Here is an 18,342-nt window from a genome sequence, read left to right as displayed (position 1 = left end):
TTAAAATCTATTTTTTTGAAACAAACTTCTTAATTTCATTGACAGGACTCCCCAAATGGCCTCGCTTATAATAGAAGAACTCATTTTGGATTTCCCCAATACGCGGTCCTTAAAAATAATGGAAACTTCCTCTATTTTATAGTTTTTTAGATAAGCCCTAAACTTCATCTCAATCTGAAATGCATAACCAACAAAGCGTACAGAATCTAATTTAATGTGTTCTAACACATACCTTTTGTAACAAACGAAACCTGCGGTAGGGTCGTGTACACGCATCCCGGTAATCATTTTTACATAAAAGGAGGCTCCATATGACAATAACACTCTATACAACGGCCAGTTTACAACATTCACTCCTTTTTTATACCTAGACCCTACGGCCACGTCGGCACCATTTTCACAAGCCTTTAATAAACGTAGTAAATCTGTTGGGTTATGAGAAAAGTCGGCATCCATCTCAAAAATATAATCGTACCGCCTCTCAATTGCCCATTTAAAACCATGGATATAAGCCGTGCCTAAACCTGACTTTTCTGTTCTTGTTTCTAAGAACAGGCGGTCTTTAAACTCCTCCTGTAAGGCAGTTACTTTTGCTCCCGTCTTATCCGGAGAGTTATCATCTACTACCAAAACATGAAATTGTTTCGGTAATTGAAAAACTGCTCTAATTATAGCTTCAATGTTTTCAATTTCGTTGTAAGTAGGAATTATTACAATACTGTTAGACATAAAAAATAACGTATAACCACAAAAGTACTACTTTAATAGTGTTGGTAAAATGCCTTCACTGGCTTTATGATTTTTTTAAAAAAATGAATTCGTAATTTTACATCTTCAACAACCATCAATGTTAAAGGAAATACCCAAACCATTTTATTATTTTCTTGCTGTTTTTCTGTTACTGAACCTAGTTCAGTCCTATTTCACGGAACTCATCTTTGATGAATCCTATTATTGGTATTATAGCCAGAACATGGCTTGGGGATATTTTGACCACCCTCCTATGGTAGCACTGCTCATTAAAATAAGCAGCCTTTTTTTTGAAGGTGAACTAGGTGTTCGTTTTATGAGCTGTCTCCTATCCGCAGCAAATTTAATAGTTCTCTGGTTGCTTATAGATAATCCTAAAAAGAAAGACTACGTCGTTCATTTTTTTGTCCTAGCGTTCTCCATGACGCTTCTTAACGCATACGGATTTTTCACTTTACCGGATACGCCATTACTATTCTTTACATCATGCTTTTTATTGGCCTACAAAAAGTTTATTGCAAAGCCATCTTTTGGACTATCTATCCTAATGGGAATTGTTATGGCCTGTTTAATGTATAGTAAATACCATGCTGTATTGGTCATCTTATTTGTGTTATTTTCCAACCTTAACCTTTTAAAAAATAAGTTTGCCTGGTACGCGGTCATCGTGGCTTTACTATGCTATACGCCTCACTTCTATTGGCTATATGACAACAACTTGGTTTCCATTAAATACCACCTCTATGAACGTCCTAATGGCGCCTATAGTTTTGAAAAATACACCCTCGGCTATTTTGTGAACCTTATTGCAATTTTTGGATTGACATTCCCCTTAATGTACTACGCTTTATTTAAGACCAAAGCGCGTTCTTTATTTAACAAAGCATTATTATTTTTAACATATGGGGTTCTTATTTTCTTCTTCATTTCCAGTTTTAATAGAAGGATACAAACACAATGGATAATCATTATCTGTATACCTATGGTCGTTATCGTATTTAATTATATGCTAGCGAACAAATCGGCTATGCGGTGGATTTATAGGCTTGGCTTGGTTAACGCAGCCCTAATTTTATATTTGAGAGTTGGTCTAGTATACCAACCACTACTTTTTAGTGTTTTCTATGAAAGTCACGGAAATAAAGATTGGGTAAAACAGATTAAGGATGAAGTTGGAGCCATGCCCGTAGTTTTTGAAAACTCTTACAGGAGGGCACCGATGTATGCCTTTTATTCTGGCGGAAGCACTACCTACTCCTTAAATAATGTACAGTACCGCAAGAATCAGTATTCCATAACGGATACAGAAGAGCTGGTTAGAAACAAAAAGGTGCTCTATGTTTCAGGATATATTACAGACGGTACTTTTCACTACACCAAAACGGACGGTAGCGAATTTCATGCTAAATACATCAACGATTTTGATTCCTATCGTAAACTAGAATGTATTATTGATGTTACGGACAAATCTGTGAATATAGACCAAGAAATCTCATTACAGGTCTACAATCCTTATGATTTTGATATCAAATTGAACAAGCTCAAATTTGCTGCGGCCTATCTTGATGATTATAAAAAAACGCAACAAATCATTCCAATTACATTGGAACCTAAAAATCTGATTTCTGATATTCTGATATCAAAAGACACTACAAATTTCATTACAAAACTTCCAAAACCGACAAAAGAAAATCTGGGTTATGTGCGGATCGTAATTTCAGAAAACGGACTATACTTTGGCCTAAACGGTAAACCTATACCTTTGCAGTAATGGAATCTATTCTACGAGCAGCAAATTCTGAAGATTGGATTACCCTAATTCTTTTTGGGAGTCTTCTTTTTATTTTGGCCGCCAAAAGCATGTTCTATTCCCGTTTTCTCAATTTTATGATTTTACCCTTCAACAACAAGTATATTTTTATGTACAATAAGAAGGAAAAACTATACAATTGGTTCCACGTATTTTTTACCATTTTTCAAATTATCAATACATCGCTTTTTCTGTTTTTAGCATGGAAAGCCTTTGAAAAACCAGAAACGAACAATTACCCTTTTATTTTTCCAATTATACTATTGGTATTTTTTCTCTTTTTAACGACAAAAGTGTTATTGCAACTTACCAACGCTTTCATTTTTGGTTCCTATCGCACTTTTACCGAGATTATTTTTAAAAAACTCTCCTATTTAAATTACTCGGGATTAATTTTATTCATTGCCAATATCATCTTAACCTTCGTGTATATAAATTCGACCGCTGTTGTTCTATTGGCCTTGATTTTATTTTTAGGGACTAACATAATAGGTTGGATTACAGTTTTAAAGAATCACCAAAAATTAATAACCAGCTACTTTTTCTATTTTATTTTGTACCTTTGCGCACTCGAAATTGCGCCCTTAGTAATTTTGGGAAGCTTCCTTAAATAGTGCACAATATGAAAGTAAAGACGATTCTGGTCTCTCAGCCTGAGCCGAAAATGGAAAATTCTCCCTATTCCAAACTTATCGACAAAGAGAAAGTAAAGGTAGATTTTAGACCGTTTATTCACGTAGAAGGGGTTGATGCCAAGAATGTAAGGCAGCAAAAAATCGATCTTAAAGATTATAGCGCTATTATACTTACAAGTAGAAACGCGGTTGACCATTACTTTAGAATCGCAGAGGAGATGCGCTTTAAAGTACCGGACAGCATGAAGTACTTTTGCCAGTCCGAAGCGGTAGCGTATTACCTTCAAAAATATGTGGTATATAGAAAGCGTAAGATTTACGTTGGAAAACGTTTATTTTCCGAACTTGTGCCTTTGATTAAAAAATATAAGGACGAAAAGTTCTTTTTACCATCCTCGGATGTTTTAAAACCAACTGTCCCTGACACTTTGGACACACTCGGAATTTCCTGGCAACGTGGTATATTCTATAAGACGGTAATCAGTGATTTATCTGATTTAAGAGATGTGTATTACGATGTGCTGGTTTTCTTTAGTCCATCCGGAATAGAATCACTTCTTCATAATTTTCCTGATTTTGAACAAAATGATACTAGAATAGCCGTGTTCGGAAATTCAACAGTGAACGCAGCTACCGGTGCCGGACTCAGGATAGATATTAAAGCACCAACGCCTGAAACACCTTCGATGACCATGGCGCTTCAAAAATATATTACAAGCGTAAACAAATAATAGAATTGTTTTAATAAAAAAGCCCGGTCAAATGACCGGGCTTTTTTTTACTTAAAAGGCATATCGTTGAGGACCGCCTCTTCTTATCTCTTCACTTGCGTAAGATTCGAACTTTTTAAAATTCTCCCTAAATGCGTTTGACAATTTAAAGGCCGTAGTGTAATATTTCTCATCGTTGTCCCATGTTGCCCTAGGACTTAAAACACTAGTAGGAACTCCAGGACATTCCCGTGGCTGTGCAACACCAAAAACGGAATGAATGTGATACTTGTCATACGAATACAGTCCCAATTGTCCACTCAAAGCAGCACTTATCATAGCCCTTGTATATTTTAATTTCATTCGTGTTCCAACACCATATGGCCCGCCTGTCCACCCGGTGTTAACCAGCCATACATCTACCCCGGATTCTTTCATTTTCTTACTAAGCATTTCGGCATATTTTGCAGGGTGCAAAGGCATAAAAGGAGCTCCAAAACAAGCAGAGAACGAAGGTACTGGCTCTACGACCCCAGCTTCTGTCCCAGCAACCTTTGCCGTATACCCAGATATAAAATGATAAGCGGCTTGGCTCGGTGTTAGTTTAGAAATTGGAGGTAGCACCCCAAAAGCATCCGCAGTTAAAAAAAAGATATTCTTTACGTTCTTACCAATAGATGGCTCTTGAATATTATCAATATGATGTATAGGATAACTTACCCTAGTATTTTGCGTAATGGAAGTATCTGCAAAATCAACCTTACCATCGCTGTCCAAAACCACATTCTCTAATATTGCGCCAGGCTTTATGGCACCATAAATTTCCGGTTCCTGCTCTTTGGACAAATTAATGACTTTTGCATAACAACCGCCTTCAAAATTAAAGACAGTATTCGCATTAGTCCAACCGTGCTCATCGTCTCCTATTAATTTTCTTTCCGGGTCGGTAGACAAGGTAGTTTTACCGGTTCCCGACAAACCAAAAAATATGGCCGTATCTCCATCCGCACCCACATTGGAAGAACAATGCATAGGTAACGTATTCTTATACACCGGTAGTATAAAATTTAAAGCAGAAAATATTCCTTTTTTAATTTCACCGGTATATCCCGTACCGCCGATCAAGGCAATTTTCTTTGTAAAATTTAGGATGGCAAAGTTATGTTGACGTGTTCCGTCAATAGCGGCATCGGCCATAAAACCAGGCGCATTGACAACTGTCCATTCGGGGTCAAAATCATTTAACTCGTCCTCCGTTGGCCTAAGAAACATATTATAGGCAAACATATTGGACCAAGGATATTCGTTTATTACCCTAATATTTAATCTATACTCTGGGTCCGCACAGGCATAACTATCCCGAACGAACAACTCTTTCTGATTAAGGTAAGCGATGACCTTATCATATAGCTTATCAAACTTATCGGCATCAAAAGGAATATTAACCGGGCCCCACCAAATTTTATCTTCTGTGATGCTATCCTTTACTATAAAACGATCCATCGGAGATCTGCCTGTAAATTCCCCAGTATTGACGGCCAAGGTACCATTAGCGGTTTCCTTTCCCATATTTTTATCCAGGGTTGCCTTCTGAAGGTCTGTAGGATTTAGTTGATAATGTACATTACGATGCGTGATCCCATAATCATTCAACGAAATCGTTTTCGTATTTTGGCCTATTGCACTCATAAAAATAAAATTTAGTTTGTGCAAAGCTATATAATTAATACAGCAAGCACCTGAATTATAGGTTTTATTAGCTGATAAACACGTTGAATTGTTGAATTCTTACCTTATGCTTATTTCTCTTAAAATTATAACTAGGTTTTTGGGGAAATTCCTATTTTATTTTATTAAAATCTAAAATTCTTTAATATTTTAACAACGAATATTTTACGATTATGGTAAAAATGAACATTATTTTTTAGCGCATTGACATATAATAGGTCTGAATCTGCTATTTTTTTAAGCTATTCGGAAATCCCTCAATAACAAACCCCCACAGCTCCGGCAAGGCAAAATAGACGAATAAAGTAAGCACCACGATGGAAATTAAATTCATAAAAAGACCCTTTTTAACCATATCCGGGATGCGCAAATAACCCGAACCGAACACTACTGCATTTGGAGGTGTTGCCACTGGCAACATAAAGGCGCAAGATGCCGCCACGGCCGCCCCAACCATGAGTGCAAAAGGATGCACGTTTATCGTTAGTGCCATTGGAGCAAGAACGGGCAATAACATTGCCGTGGTAGCTAAATTTGAGGTGATTTCCGTTAAAAAATTAACCGCAGCAATCAATACCAAAATCAATAGTACAATGGATAACCCAGATAGGGATGTCATCTGACTTCCTATCCATACGGCCAAACCACTCACTTCAAAACCCTTTGCCAAGGCCATTCCACCGCCAAAAAGTAAAATGATGCCCCAAGGCATTTTTACCGCTTCCTCCCAATTAATGAGTTGTTCTTTTTTACTTCTTGCAGGAATTAGGAATAGCACTATGGCAAAACAGATGGCTATTATAGTATCGTCCAGTCCTGGCAAAAACTGTTGTAAAAGAAAGGACCTCGTAATCCAACAAAAAGCCGTAAAAGCGAAAATAAAACCGACTAGCTTCTCTTCATAAGATATCTTTCCCAATAGCTGTAACTGCCTTTTAATTTCATCTTTTCCTCCTGGAAACTCGGTTTGCTTAAAAGAAAATGCGTACCGGGTGAGGTATTTCCAACATATAAATAAAAGGACAATGGAAATAGGAAGCCCAAACATAAACCACTGCATAAAGGTGATCTCATAGCCATATGTGTCTAGCACAACACCTGCCAAAACCAAATTGGGCGGTGTTCCTATCAATGTAGCGACCCCTCCAATGGAGGCGCTGTAGGCAATAGCCAACATCAAGGCCTTCCCGAATATAAGGTTCTCATCTTCTATAGTATCCGGATTGTCCCTCAGTTGTTTAATTATTGCAATTCCTATGGGCAACATCATAACGGCGGTAGCTGTATTGGAAATCCACATAGACAGAAATGCCGTCGCCATCATGAAGCCTAATATGATTTTACGAATGTCCGAGCCTATAAAGTTTATAATGTTCAAAGCTATACGCTTATGTAAGTTCCATTTCTCTATGGCTATGGCTATGATAAATCCTCCCATATAAAGGAAGACATATTTATGACCGAAGGAGCTGGAAGTAGTGGGTAAATCTAGTCCTCCTGATAAAGGGAACAATACCAATGGCAATAAAGCCGTGATCGCAATCGGAATAGCTTCGGTTATCCACCAAATAGCAATCCAAATTGTAGAGGCCAACACGGCGTTCGCCTCTTTTGACAAACCCTCTGGATGAAAAAATGATAGTATCAGAAAAAATGAAATAGGCCCTAAAATCAGACCTAATAGCTTTGTTCTATTCATCTTGAAACGTATTAGACTTCCCCTTGAAAAAAGCATAGCCTAAGATACCCCAAGCAATAATCTGTAGTGTTCCTCCTATCGGTGTTAAAAAACCAATCTTCCTAAAATCGAACGCCATTAAGTCATTTAGAGCCAGAAAGTAAAGTGAGAAAGAGAACAATACTATCCCAATGACAATTAAATAGAAAACCAAACGCTTTATACTATTGGGCAAACTAGGTAATAACCCCAAAATAAATAGTAAAAACACATGGTACATTTGATAGCGTACCCCAGTTTCAAATGTTGTAATGGCATTGGCCGCTATTAGTTTCTCCAAACCATGGGCTCCAAAAGCCCCGAGAATTATAGTCAACATTCCAAGGAGACATGCCGTCCCAAAAATTGTTTTGTTCATAACTTAATAGATGTGTTTTTTTGTAAATGCAACAATTTGATATCTTAGTTCATCGTTATTAAACAAAAGTAAGCAATACTCATGTCGAGAAAAATTTTGGTCGTAGGTGCGGGAAAGTCCACCTCATATTTATTGGATTACTTTCTAGAAAAATCAGAGGAAGAAGAATTGCATCTTACGATTGGTGATTTAAACCCTAATGCCATTCCCGAACATATTCGTTCCCATACCAACTGTTCTGCCATCACACTTGATGTTTTTAACGATGACGATAGAGCTAAAGCCATAAAAGAAGCCGATATTATTGTATCTATGCTACCTGCAAGATTTCACATAAAAGTGGCTAAAGATTGCGTAATCTTCAAAAAACACTTGGTGACTGCCTCCTATGTAAGTGAAGAAATAAAAGCTTTAGATGAGAAGGTCAAAAAAAATGGATTGGTCTTTATGAACGAAATAGGCTTAGACCCCGGCATAGACCATATGAGTGCCATGCAGGTTATAGACCGTATACGTGAACATGGTGGAAAAATAGTGCTGTTTGAGTCTTTTACCGGTGGCTTAGTGGCTCCCGAAAGCGATAATAACCTATGGAATTATAAATTTACTTGGAACCCTAGAAACGTGGTCCTCGCCGGACAAGGCGGAACGGCACAGTTCATTCAAGAAGGCACCTATAAATATATTCCCTACCATAAACTTTTTAGACGTACCGAATTTTTTAAAATTGAAGGGTATGGAACCTTTGAAGGGTATGCCAATAGGGATTCCTTAAATTATAGGGAGGCCTATGGCCTCCAAGATGCCCTGACCATTTACAGAGGAACTATGCGACGCATAGGGTTTTCAAAAGCTTGGAATATGTTCGTACAACTTGGAATGACGGACGATAGTTATACCATATCCAATTCCGAGCAAATGAGTTACCGAGAATTCGTAAATCTCTTTTTGCCTTATTCCCCAACAGATTCCGTGGAACTGAAACTACGCCACTACTTAAAGATTGACCAAGATGATATTATGTGGGGTAAACTCCTTGAGCTCAATTTGTTCGATTCCACCAAAAAAGTGGCTCTCAAAAACGCAACGCCCGCTCAAATACTCCAGACGATTCTTGAAGATAGCTGGACGCTGCAACAAGATGATAAAGACATGATTGTAATGTATCATAAATTTGGTTACGAGCTGGACGGGGAAAAGAAACAAATTGATGCGAACATGGCAGTTATAGGAAAAAATCAGACCCATACGGCCATGGCAAAAACTGTGGGGTTACCCGTTGCCATTGCTACGCTACTCATTCTTAATAAAAAGATTACCACCCCCGGAGTTCAGATTCCGATAACCAAAGAAGTGTACGACCCCATTTTAAAAGAGTTGGAACAATACGGTGTTAAGTTCAAAGAGTTCGATGTTCCCTATCTTGGTTACAATCCAGACCTAACAACGAATTAAGTAAGCAAGGGTTTCTTTAAGTAAACTACCCCGGGGCGAGCCCGCGAGGCATTAAAAGGAAAATCACGTTTAGTTGGACGCAAGCGTCGGAGCATTTAAATCTCGATTATCGAGTAAACTATCAGTTTAGTATTTAATTTCTACATTTGAGTGTATTTTGAAAGCAGAACCATGAAATTGAATAACGTAAATGTTAAGATTGACGGAATAGACAAAAAAATCCTAAGATTTTTAATGAGCGATGCCCGTAAACCTGTTCTAGAAATCGCTCGAAGTATCGGAATTTCTGGAGCTGCCATTCATCAACGTTTGCGAAAACTAGAAGCCTCGGGTTTATTAGCGGGCTCTAAATTCATAATCAACCCAAAAATTATTGGCTATACCACAATGGCCTATATCGGTATTTACTTGGATAAAGCTATGAGTAATCCTATGGCCGTAAAGCAATTGGAAAAAATCCCTGAAGTACTGGAATGCCATTATACTACGGGCAATTGGTCTATCCTAATTAAAATACTTTGCAAGGATAACGAACACTTAATGCATGTCCTGAACAAGGAAATACAACAAATAGAAGGCGTATCCAGAACAGAAACTTTTATATCCCTTGCCCAACAAATTGATAGGCAGATCACTATTTAACGACTTATGGGATAATGCAAAAAAACCCATTCCTTTTCTGGAGTATTCTTATTTGGTTCATTTTTTCTACAGAGGTAACTATCGCTCAAAAAATTACAGATGATTTAGGCCCTAGAAATCAATTGGAATTTAGACATGATAACGACTTCTTTCTATTGTCCGATAATTACTATTCTTCCGGATTATTCCTAACCTACAGAACTATTCTAAAAAAAGATTTACCTGGCTCTGAAAATGAGCAATTGGCCTTTACTATTGGTCAAGAAGTGTACACACCTTCTCAAACCCAATCTACAAATAGCGCTAATTTTGACCGCCCTTATGCTGGTTTTACAGGACTGCATAGCACTTGGTCAAGAGCCAAGAAAAATCAACTGTTCGAGTTACGCCTCCTTTTAGGAATAGCAGGTTTAAATTCAGGCGCTGGGGGTTTACAACGCTGGTTCCATACTATTGTAGATATCACAGATTCACCTTTGTGGGTGGATGAATTACCGAATAGTTTTCACGCCAACCTTTATTTTTCGCATGTTAGGGAATGGACTATCTCTTCCGCACCTTTTAGCATACGGTTTGCTTTTAAGCCCAATTTTGCCTTGGGTACCCGGGATATTTACATAGCGCCAGAGGGTATATTTTATTTTGGGAAAAGAACCAATCTCAGCCAAAGCATTGCCTATGACCAATTGAGCGCGGTAGCGCGTGAGTGCTATTTATCCTTTCGTTTTTCTTATCGCCAAGTATTATACAATGGCCTACTCGAAGGGAACTTAGTCAATAACAATGCTGTCTTTACAACACCATCCACAAATGCTGTTTTTAGACTTGGTTTGGATTTTAATAATCGTTTTAAGCGGAGCGACTATAAAATTGGTATTCGCTATAACACACGAGAAAGCCCTTTAGCCAAGGCACACAAATATATTATTCTAGCCTACGGCTTCCGTTTTTAATGTGAAAAGCCTATTTTTTCAAATAGGCTTTTCTGTAAATCATAACTTTGAAAGTTTAATCTCTTCCTCCAAAAACCTGCAGACCCCAATAAACCAAGGTGGCTAAAGAACCAATAGCCGCCACTAAATAAGTCCTTGCCGCCCATTTTAAGGCATCTTCAGAACCCTTATATTCTTCTCGAGTAACAATATTCTTATTCTTTAACCAAGCCAAAGCTCTATTACTTGCGTCGTATTCTACTGGTAGCGTAATAAAGCTGAATAAGGTGGCAAAACTCATCATTACCAATCCAGCTACAGCGACCCAATAACCTAGCCCGATGCCTGCAGCGGCTCCAAGTGCCAATCCGCCAAAAACCACCCAAGTAGACATACTCGATGTTACGCTCACTATAGGAACCAACTTGGAGCGCATTCCTAACCATTCATATGCAGTGGCATGCTGCACTGCATGACCAACTTCATGGGCAGCGACCGCGGCAGCAGAGGCATTTCGCTGATTGTAAACACCTTCACTTAGATTTACGGTCTTATTTTTTGGATTATAGTGATCTGTTAACATACCGGGTGTTGAAACTACTTTCACATCTCGAATACCGTGATCATCTAGCATCTTTTGTGCAATTTCAGCTCCACTCATGCCATTTTGCAAGTGTACTTTTGAATAGTGCTTAAATTTACTTTTCAATCGACTGCTGACCAACCAACTGACCAAAGCAATTGCACCTATCAAAATATAATATCCCATCATAACTTTTCAATTTTAAAACTTATTAAATATACTAAAGATTCCCGTTTATAGAAGAAATCTATTTAGTGAAAAGCAAAAACCCCGCCAAATCCTTTAAAATGAATAAAGGACCTGATGAGGTAGTATTTACTGACAAATTGTACGGTTATGCAAAGGCCTCTTCCCAACCAAATGCCTCAATAATCTCTTCATAAACAACTTTTCCAGAAACGATGTTCAACCCTTTCTTAAGGCTTGCATCTTTCTCGCACGCTTCCTTCCAACCTAAATTGGCAAGTTTTAGTGCGTAAGGCAGAGTGACATTCGTAAGCGCTACGGTAGAAGTATAAGGTACAGCCCCAGGCATGTTTGCCACAGAATAATGCACTACATCATCTATAATATAAATGGGATCCTCGTGCGTTGTTGGCTTGGTGGTTTCCACACATCCGCCTTGATCTACCGCCACATCAACAATAACGGTACCCGGCCGCATTTCTTTAAGCATATCACGAGTTATGAGGTTTGGTGCTTTAGCTCCTTTGAGCAAAACTCCGCCAATGATAAGGTCATGACTTTTAATATGTTTTCTGATATTATATTCATTGGAAAACTCTGTAACAACATGTGGTGGCATCACATCATTGGCATATCTAAGTCGTTTCATATTAATGTCCATAATAGTTACATGAGCTCCTAGACCTGCTGCCATTTTAGCAGCTTGTATGCCCACGACACCAGCTCCTAAGACCAGTACCCTACCAGGAGCAACACCAGGAACACCTCCTAGTAGCACACCGCGACCTTTAACAGGTTTCTCTAAGTACTTAGCTCCCTGTTGAATGGCCATTCTCCCAGCAACTTCTGACATGGGTGTGAGCAGTGGCAAAGTGCCTTCATCATCTTCAACCGTTTCATATGCGATACAAATGGCTTTTTGCTTGATCATTGCCTTGGTCAAAGGCTCGCTAGAAGCAAAATGAAAATAAGTGAAAAGTAGCTGGCCTTCTTGAATTAAGTCGTATTCCTCGGCAATTGGCTCTTTTACCTTTACAATCATCTCACTTTTGGCATATACCTCAGCGATGGTATCTAAAATAACGGCTCCCGCTTGTTGGTAATCTTTATTGAAAAAACCACTTCCCTCGCCGGCAGTAGATTGCACATAAACAGTATGGTTATTTTTAACCAGTTCAAAAACACCGGCTGGCGTCATACCAACCCTGCTTTCATTGTTCTTAATCTCTTTAGGAATACCAACAATCATTGTTATATGTTTTAAATTAAGTCGCAAAGTTGTGACAATTAAAACAATATTTAAAGAATTATTCGATAAAATGTAGGGGTTGTTAGTTGTAAAATGCACTTTTAAATAACAAACCCCTTAATTTTTAGGGGGTATGTTGTATTATTTATAACTTAATTTCATCAACACCATACAAATAAGTAGTAAGGCAGTGATAGTATTGGCTAAAATAATGGGGAAACTATCTATAAGAAATCCATAGGTTAACCAAAGTAATGACCCCGTCAACAAAACAGCATACATACTTAAGGAAATATCCTTGGTGGATTTTTCTTTCCAAGTTTTATACACTTGGGGAATAAATGCCGCAGTAGTTAATGTAGCCGCAACTAGACCCAGAATTTCAATATAATCCATGCTGTATGTTTGGCTTTTGGCTAACCTACGATATTTACTATTTTTCCGGGCACCACGATTACTTTTTTGGGTGTTCTACCCTGCAATTGCTCTTTTGTTTTTTGATGCGCCATAACCGCAGCTTCTATTTCATCCTTGCTTAAATCTAGTGGTAATTCTAGCTTAAATCGCATTTTTCCATTGAAAGATATAGGGTACTCCTTGTTGCTTTCTACCAAATAACTGGCTTCAAATTTTGGAAAAGGAGCCGTGGCGATAGATTCCGAATGTCCTAACTTTTCCCAAAGCTCCTCTGCAATATGTGGCGCATAAGGCGATACTAAAATAGCTAACGGTTCTAGAATGGCACGACTCGTACATTTTTGACCGGACAGCTCATTAACACATATCATAAACGTAGAAACCGAGGTATTGAAACTAAAGTTTTCAATATCATCTTCTACCTTTTTAATGGTTTTGTGCAGGGTTTTTAATTCCTCCCCTAACCCCTCTGAAGGGGGAGAATCAGTTACGTGAAATGAATTATCCGGACTTTGATGATATAGGCGCCATAGTTTTTTTAAGAAAGAATGTGTTCCTGTGATACCGGCGGTATTCCAAGGCTTGGATTGCTCTAAAGGCCCCAAGAACATCTCGTACAAACGCAAACTATCCGCCCCGTACTCCTCACAAATAGCATCAGGATTTACTACATTGTATTTGGACTTGGACATTTTTTCGACCTCGCGGGAAACTTTAAAAGAATTGTCCGCCTTAGAAATAAATTGCACTTCTTGATAATCTGGCTGCCAATTTTGAAAGCCTTTTATATCTAGATTATCTGATGAATCCACAAGCGAAACATCAACATGAACTTCTTGCACATCAAATTCTCCAAAATTCTCAATAATACTTATTAATGGGTTATTATCATAGGAAAACAGAGAATCGTCAGATGGATTAAGGAATGAAGTGAGAATATCTAAGTCACAAAAAATAAATACTGGATAATCATCCACTATAAATTGCAGCCTTTTAGCCAATGCACTCGTCCCCGTAATCATCCCTTGGTTAATAAGCTTCTTCGCAAACTCATCTTTGGGTACCAGTCCTTTATCGAACATAAACTTCTGCCAAAAACGGGCATACAATAAATGACCTGTAGCGTGCTCGCTACCACCTATATATAAATCTACATCTTGCCAGTAATTAATGGCTTCTTCAGAAAAGATTTCAGTATCGTTTTGGGGGTCCATGTATCTATTAAAATACTGAGAACTTCCTGCCCAACCGGGCATTGTATTCAATTCAAGAGCCCCTCCCAACCTCTCCAAAGGGGAGGAGTTTTTAAATTCCTCTTCCGAAACTACTTTTCCTTCCTCGCCATATTGCAACCAGTGCCATTCTTTTGCATTTCCTAGCGGTGGTTCGCCTGTTTCGGTAGGTAAATATTTATCTACCTCGGGCAATTCTAAGGGTAGAAATTTTTCATCCAACATTTGCGGCATTCCATCTTCATCATAATACACTGGGAAGGGTTCTCCCCAATAACGTTGTCTACTGAATACGGCATCGCGCAAACGATAATTTATCTTACCCTCTCCTTGTCCTAAAGTCTCTAAGGTCTGTATGGCTATTTTGGTTGCTTCTTTATATCCTAATCCGTCCAAAAAATCAGAATTGGTGATAATCGTTTTTTCTTTATCCGCAAAAGCCTCTTCCGAAATATCCACCCCCTCGAAAATATTAGGGATTGGAATATTAAAGTGTTTTGCAAAATCATAATCACGCTGATCTCCGCATGGAACGGACATCACAGCTCCTGTTCCATAGCCTGCCAAGACATAGTCCCCAATCCAAATAGGAATGGGTTCTTTTGTAAACGGATGCTCTGCATAAGCCCCTGTAAAGGCTCCCGTAATGGTTTTGACATCTGCCATACGATCACGCTCGGAACGTTTTGCCGTAGCTTCTATATATGCCTCAACTTCAGCTTTCCGTTCGCTGGTCGTGATTTTCGCCACCAACTCGTGTTCGGGAGCCAAAGTCATGAACGAAACACCGAAAATAGTATCTGGCCTTGTGGTGAATACTTCTATTCCCTCAAACTCCGTAGCGCCAAAAGTATTACCTGCTGCCGCATAATCAGGTATGGCACCCCCTCCTTTGGAGGGGGATGGGGGAAGGATATTAAAGGTTACGGAAGCGCCTTGAGAACGACCAATCCAGTTGGTTTGCGAGTCCTTGAGTGGCTGTGGCCAATCTATACTTTTTAAACCATCTAACAAACGCTGTGCATATGCAGAAATACGCATGCTCCATTGCGTCATTTTTTTACGAATAACCGAGTGACCGCCACGTTCGGATACGCCATTAACTATTTCGTCATTCGCAAGCACCGTTCCCAATGCCGGACACCAGTTGACTTCGCTCTCCGCTAAATAGGTTAATCTATATTTTAATAAAATCGCTTGTTTTTCCTTGTCTGAGTAGCCGTTCCAATCTGTAGCCGAAAATTGCGCTATATTATCATCGCATACGGCACGAACACCTTGGTTTCCATCCGTCTTAAAAATCGCAATTAAGCTATTGATATCTTCTGCCTTGTCGGAATCTAGATTGTACCAAGAATTGAACAATTGGATGAATATCCACTGTGTCCACTTATAATAACTTGGGTCAGAAGTGCGTACTTCGCGGCTCCAATCAAAAGAAAATCCCAATTGGTCTAACTGTCTTCTATAGGTTTTTATATTTGCTTCCGTTGTAATTGCCGGATGTTGACCAGTTTGTATGGCATATTGTTCCGCCGGCAGACCAAAAGAGTCATACCCTTGCGGATGCAAGACATTGAAACCCTTATGCCTTTTGTAACGCGCATAAATATCACTGGCAATATAACCTAAGGGATGCCCTACATGCAGGCCAGCTCCCGAAGGATAAGGGAACATATCCAACACATAAAACTTTTCTTTTTCAGAATTATTATCTGCTCTAAAGGTCTTATTTTTGGCCCAGTAATCCTGCCACTTTTGCTCTATCTTATTAAAATCGTACGTCATAAAAACACCTATAAATAATAAAGAATCATGCTTTTAATGTAGTGTACCACATCCTTTACATATCCTTGCTTTAATGCTCGCAAAAATAGGCGTATTCGATGAAAGTTAAAAAGATATTGACGATTAACACAAACCCAGCCACAAACCCTTTAAAAACATGTCTGTTTATGCAAAAACAGTATCTTTATTCTCGTGAAATTAATGTCCTTCAAATCTTACGTATTCCTACTTTATATTCTTTGTGGCATATCCACAGAGCTTAGGGCGCAATTGGGTTTTTGTAGTGGAAGTTCTGGCGACCCTATTTTTACAGAAGATTTTGGTTCTGGCCTAACCAATGGCCCGCCCCTACCAGCTGGAACAACTACCTATAATTATACTGACCTCACACCTTCCGATGGTGATTATACCATATCTAGTACCACCAATTATTTTGATTGGTTCAACGTGCAAGACCATACGCCGGGTGACACCAATGGAAAATCATTTATCGTAAATGCGAGTTTTACGGCGGGCGAATTTTACCGAAGGGAAGTGGCCGGACTTTGCGAAAATACTACTTATGAATTCTCCTCTTGGCTTATAAATCTCTTACCACAGGCAAGTTGTGAGGCCAACGGAATACCTGTAAATGTGCGATTTCAAATTTGGGACGAGACAGACACCAATTTACTAGCGCAGGGGGATACCGGAAATATCCCTAGCCAAATTAGTCCATCATGGGAGCAGTATGCTTTGGTGTTCAAGACCCTTCCCGGGCAAACTTCCGTAATCCTAAAAATGCGGAACAACAGCAATGGCGGTTGCGGAAATGATTTAGCCATCGATGATATTGTTTTTAAATCTTGTGGAGATACGGTTACCGTTTCTAACGAACAGAACGAAAACACTATAATCCTCTGTGAAAATCAAGGTTCAGTAACTACGAACCTGACCGCTATGCCAGACTTTTCGATTTTCACATCACATGCCTATCAATGGCAAGAAAGCCCTGATTTATTAACTTGGACCGATATTCCTGGAGCAACGACCAACAACTATACGGCTGCGGGAGTAAATAGCACCACCTTTTACAGAGCCAAAATTGCAGAAGACCCTATCAACGTTTCAAATGACCTTTGTAACATTTTATCCGATGTGTTTGAACTTAGAATACTTCCAATACCTCCAGATGCGGTAAGTGGGGGGGATGTTTTTCGATGTGAAGGTGAAGAGACACCGTTAACCGTATCCGTTACTGGCTCTTTAATAGTTAATTGGTTTAATGCCCCGACAGGTGGCACACTACTTTTGGAAAATAACACAAGCTTTTCACCATCGCAGGCCGGCACTTACTACGCTGAGGTAAATTCTCCGCTCATAGACTGCCCATCGGCCAATCGCACGGCTGTTTCCCTAACCATAAACCCAATTCCACAAGTTGAGGATGAAACGGCTTTTATTTGTGAAGGTGGCACTGCAGTACTTTCCGCAGATTTGGATAATGTTACTTATTTGTGGAATAATGGGGAAACCACCAAAGAGATAGTTGTTGATACCGCTGGAGCGTATTCCGTTTTGGTTACGGATGCCAATGGTTGCGCTAATACTAAGGAGATTCTTCTTGAGCAAATAGACCTTCCCATTATACAGACCATAAGCTCCGATGGCCCGTCCATAATCGTTACTACGGCCAATCAGGGAGATTTTGAGTATTCCGTAGACAATATTACTTACCAAAGCAACCCAATCTTCAATGCCTTACCTGGAGGCAGGTATACCATTTACGTCAGGGGCAGAATAGATTGTGGTGTTATAGCGCAGGATTTTATCCACTTGGTCATTCCTAAGTTCTTTACACCCAATGGCGATAATATAAACGACCTTTTTCAAGTTCAAGGATTAGAATTTTTTAATAGTAGTAGTCTTTTCATTTTTGATAGATTTGGAAAACTGCTCAAAAGTGCCAATCAAAATAATCTAAGTTGGGATGGTACTTTCCAAGGAGAGAATTTACCCGCTGCAACTTACTGGTACCGTCTTAGGATTGAAGATTCCGAATTCAAAGGTCCTTTTATGCTTAAACGTTGAACGGTAAACAGCATTGTTCTCGTTCATATCACATTACTTTGCTATTTTTACAACTCTGA

The 18,342-nt window shown here is 39.0% G+C and carries 15 protein-coding genes; 7 read left to right on the top strand and 8 right to left on the bottom strand.

What is annotated here, in order from left to right; translation table 11 throughout:
* Entirely contained in the window at positions 1-729 is a 729-nt protein-coding gene (locus tag SJY09_RS15625) for a polyprenol monophosphomannose synthase (protein WP_396636635.1), read from the bottom strand.
* A gap of 118 nt (positions 730-847) precedes the next feature.
* Here SJY09_RS15625 and SJY09_RS15620 point away from each other — a divergent pair, with 118 nt between their 5' ends.
* The 3 genes from SJY09_RS15620 to SJY09_RS15610 are packed head-to-tail and all read left to right on the top strand — an operon-like array spanning position 848 to position 3,926.
* Positions 848-2,521, top strand: a complete 1,674-nt coding sequence (locus tag SJY09_RS15620) for an ArnT family glycosyltransferase (RefSeq protein WP_396636634.1) — start codon at positions 848-850, stop codon at positions 2,519-2,521.
* The gene (locus tag SJY09_RS15615; protein WP_396636633.1) at positions 2,521-3,174 is read left to right on the top strand and encodes a DUF4271 domain-containing protein; all 654 of its coding nucleotides are present in this window, start codon (positions 2,521-2,523) and stop codon (positions 3,172-3,174) included. Before SJY09_RS15620 ends, SJY09_RS15615 begins: the two co-directional genes overlap by 1 nt.
* Positions 3,175-3,182: 8 nt before the next feature.
* The gene (locus tag SJY09_RS15610) at positions 3,183-3,926 is read left to right on the top strand and encodes a uroporphyrinogen-III synthase (RefSeq protein WP_396636632.1); all 744 of its coding nucleotides are present in this window, start codon (positions 3,183-3,185) and stop codon (positions 3,924-3,926) included.
* A 51-nt stretch (positions 3,927-3,977) separates the two neighbouring features.
* Here SJY09_RS15610 and pckA read toward each other — a convergent pair whose 3' ends face one another.
* The 3 genes from pckA to SJY09_RS15595 form a co-directional block, all read right to left on the bottom strand.
* Positions 3,978-5,594: a phosphoenolpyruvate carboxykinase (ATP) gene (pckA, locus tag SJY09_RS15605; RefSeq protein ID WP_396636631.1), complete on the bottom strand. Its 1,617-nt coding sequence runs from the start codon at positions 5,592-5,594 to the stop codon at positions 3,978-3,980.
* A 268-nt stretch (positions 5,595-5,862) separates the two neighbouring features.
* Positions 5,863-7,332 carry an SLC13 family permease gene (locus tag SJY09_RS15600; RefSeq protein WP_396636630.1) on the bottom strand — a complete coding sequence of 490 codons (1,470 nt, stop codon included), beginning with the start codon at positions 7,330-7,332 and terminating at the stop codon, positions 5,863-5,865.
* Complete coding sequence (locus SJY09_RS15595; protein WP_396636629.1) at positions 7,325-7,729, bottom strand: DUF423 domain-containing protein; 405 nt, start codon at positions 7,727-7,729, stop codon at positions 7,325-7,327. Before SJY09_RS15595 ends, SJY09_RS15600 begins: the two co-directional genes overlap by 8 nt.
* A gap of 81 nt (positions 7,730-7,810) precedes the next feature.
* On the opposite strand from SJY09_RS15595, the gene SJY09_RS15590 reads away from it, so the two are divergent.
* From SJY09_RS15590 to SJY09_RS15580, 3 genes are all read left to right on the top strand, one after another.
* On the top strand, positions 7,811-9,184 hold the full coding sequence (locus SJY09_RS15590; protein ID WP_396636628.1) for a saccharopine dehydrogenase family protein: 1,374 nt from the start codon (positions 7,811-7,813) through the stop codon (positions 9,182-9,184).
* Between the two features lie 171 nt (positions 9,185-9,355).
* Entirely contained in the window at positions 9,356-9,826 is a 471-nt protein-coding gene (locus SJY09_RS15585; protein WP_396636627.1) for an Lrp/AsnC ligand binding domain-containing protein, read from the top strand.
* Between the two features lie 14 nt (positions 9,827-9,840).
* A complete protein-coding gene (locus SJY09_RS15580; protein ID WP_396636626.1) occupies positions 9,841-10,779 on the top strand; it encodes a lipid A-modifier LpxR family protein in 939 nt (312 codons plus the stop codon).
* A 55-nt stretch (positions 10,780-10,834) separates the two neighbouring features.
* Here SJY09_RS15580 and SJY09_RS15575 read toward each other — a convergent pair whose 3' ends face one another.
* The 4 genes from SJY09_RS15575 to SJY09_RS15560 all read right to left on the bottom strand — a co-directional run bounded on the left by SJY09_RS15575 (position 10,835) and on the right by SJY09_RS15560 (position 16,213).
* Positions 10,835-11,530: a zinc metallopeptidase gene (locus SJY09_RS15575; RefSeq protein ID WP_396636625.1), complete on the bottom strand. Its 696-nt coding sequence runs from the start codon at positions 11,528-11,530 to the stop codon at positions 10,835-10,837.
* A gap of 145 nt (positions 11,531-11,675) precedes the next feature.
* Complete coding sequence (gene ald / locus SJY09_RS15570) at positions 11,676-12,776, bottom strand: alanine dehydrogenase (protein ID WP_396636624.1); 1,101 nt, start codon at positions 12,774-12,776, stop codon at positions 11,676-11,678.
* Between the two features lie 141 nt (positions 12,777-12,917).
* Positions 12,918-13,172, bottom strand: coding sequence for a SemiSWEET family sugar transporter (locus SJY09_RS15565; protein WP_396636623.1), 255 nt, complete (start codon positions 13,170-13,172; stop codon positions 12,918-12,920).
* A 20-nt stretch (positions 13,173-13,192) separates the two neighbouring features.
* Positions 13,193-16,213: a leucine--tRNA ligase gene (locus SJY09_RS15560; RefSeq protein ID WP_396636622.1), complete on the bottom strand. Its 3,021-nt coding sequence runs from the start codon at positions 16,211-16,213 to the stop codon at positions 13,193-13,195.
* Positions 16,214-16,414: 201 nt separating this feature from the next.
* Here SJY09_RS15560 and SJY09_RS15555 point away from each other — a divergent pair, with 201 nt between their 5' ends.
* Positions 16,415-18,283: a T9SS type B sorting domain-containing protein gene (locus SJY09_RS15555; protein ID WP_396636621.1), complete on the top strand. Its 1,869-nt coding sequence runs from the start codon at positions 16,415-16,417 to the stop codon at positions 18,281-18,283.
* The last annotated feature ends 59 nt before the right edge of the window (positions 18,284-18,342 follow it).

It is taken from the genome of Maribacter sp. R77961 (assembly GCF_044594925.1).
Taxonomy (GTDB): domain Bacteria; phylum Bacteroidota; class Bacteroidia; order Flavobacteriales; family Flavobacteriaceae; genus Maribacter.
The sequence above is the reverse complement of the archived record's forward strand: the minus strand, read 5'-3'. Positions and strand labels throughout refer to the sequence as shown.

Coding starts and splice junctions, on each gene's coding strand:
- SJY09_RS15565 (WP_396636623.1), bottom strand. CDS start 13,172: ATGGATTATATTGAAATTCTGGGTCTAGTTGCGGCTACATTAACTACT.
- ald (WP_396636624.1), bottom strand. CDS start 12,776: ATGATTGTTGGTATTCCTAAAGAGATTAAGAACAATGAAAGCAGGGTT.
- SJY09_RS15555 (WP_396636621.1), top strand. CDS start 16,415: ATGTCCTTCAAATCTTACGTATTCCTACTTTATATTCTTTGTGGCATA.
- SJY09_RS15600 (WP_396636630.1), bottom strand. CDS start 7,332: ATGAATAGAACAAAGCTATTAGGTCTGATTTTAGGGCCTATTTCATTT.
- SJY09_RS15560 (WP_396636622.1), bottom strand. CDS start 16,213: ATGACGTACGATTTTAATAAGATAGAGCAAAAGTGGCAGGATTACTGG.
- pckA (WP_396636631.1), bottom strand. CDS start 5,594: ATGAGTGCAATAGGCCAAAATACGAAAACGATTTCGTTGAATGATTAT.
- SJY09_RS15585 (WP_396636627.1), top strand. CDS start 9,356: ATGAAATTGAATAACGTAAATGTTAAGATTGACGGAATAGACAAAAAA.
- SJY09_RS15575 (WP_396636625.1), bottom strand. CDS start 11,530: ATGATGGGATATTATATTTTGATAGGTGCAATTGCTTTGGTCAGTTGG.
- SJY09_RS15610 (WP_396636632.1), top strand. CDS start 3,183: ATGAAAGTAAAGACGATTCTGGTCTCTCAGCCTGAGCCGAAAATGGAA.
- SJY09_RS15595 (WP_396636629.1), bottom strand. CDS start 7,729: ATGAACAAAACAATTTTTGGGACGGCATGTCTCCTTGGAATGTTGACT.
- SJY09_RS15615 (WP_396636633.1), top strand. CDS start 2,521: ATGGAATCTATTCTACGAGCAGCAAATTCTGAAGATTGGATTACCCTA.
- SJY09_RS15580 (WP_396636626.1), top strand. CDS start 9,841: ATGCAAAAAAACCCATTCCTTTTCTGGAGTATTCTTATTTGGTTCATT.
- SJY09_RS15590 (WP_396636628.1), top strand. CDS start 7,811: ATGTCGAGAAAAATTTTGGTCGTAGGTGCGGGAAAGTCCACCTCATAT.
- SJY09_RS15620 (WP_396636634.1), top strand. CDS start 848: ATGTTAAAGGAAATACCCAAACCATTTTATTATTTTCTTGCTGTTTTT.
- SJY09_RS15625 (WP_396636635.1), bottom strand. CDS start 729: ATGTCTAACAGTATTGTAATAATTCCTACTTACAACGAAATTGAAAAC.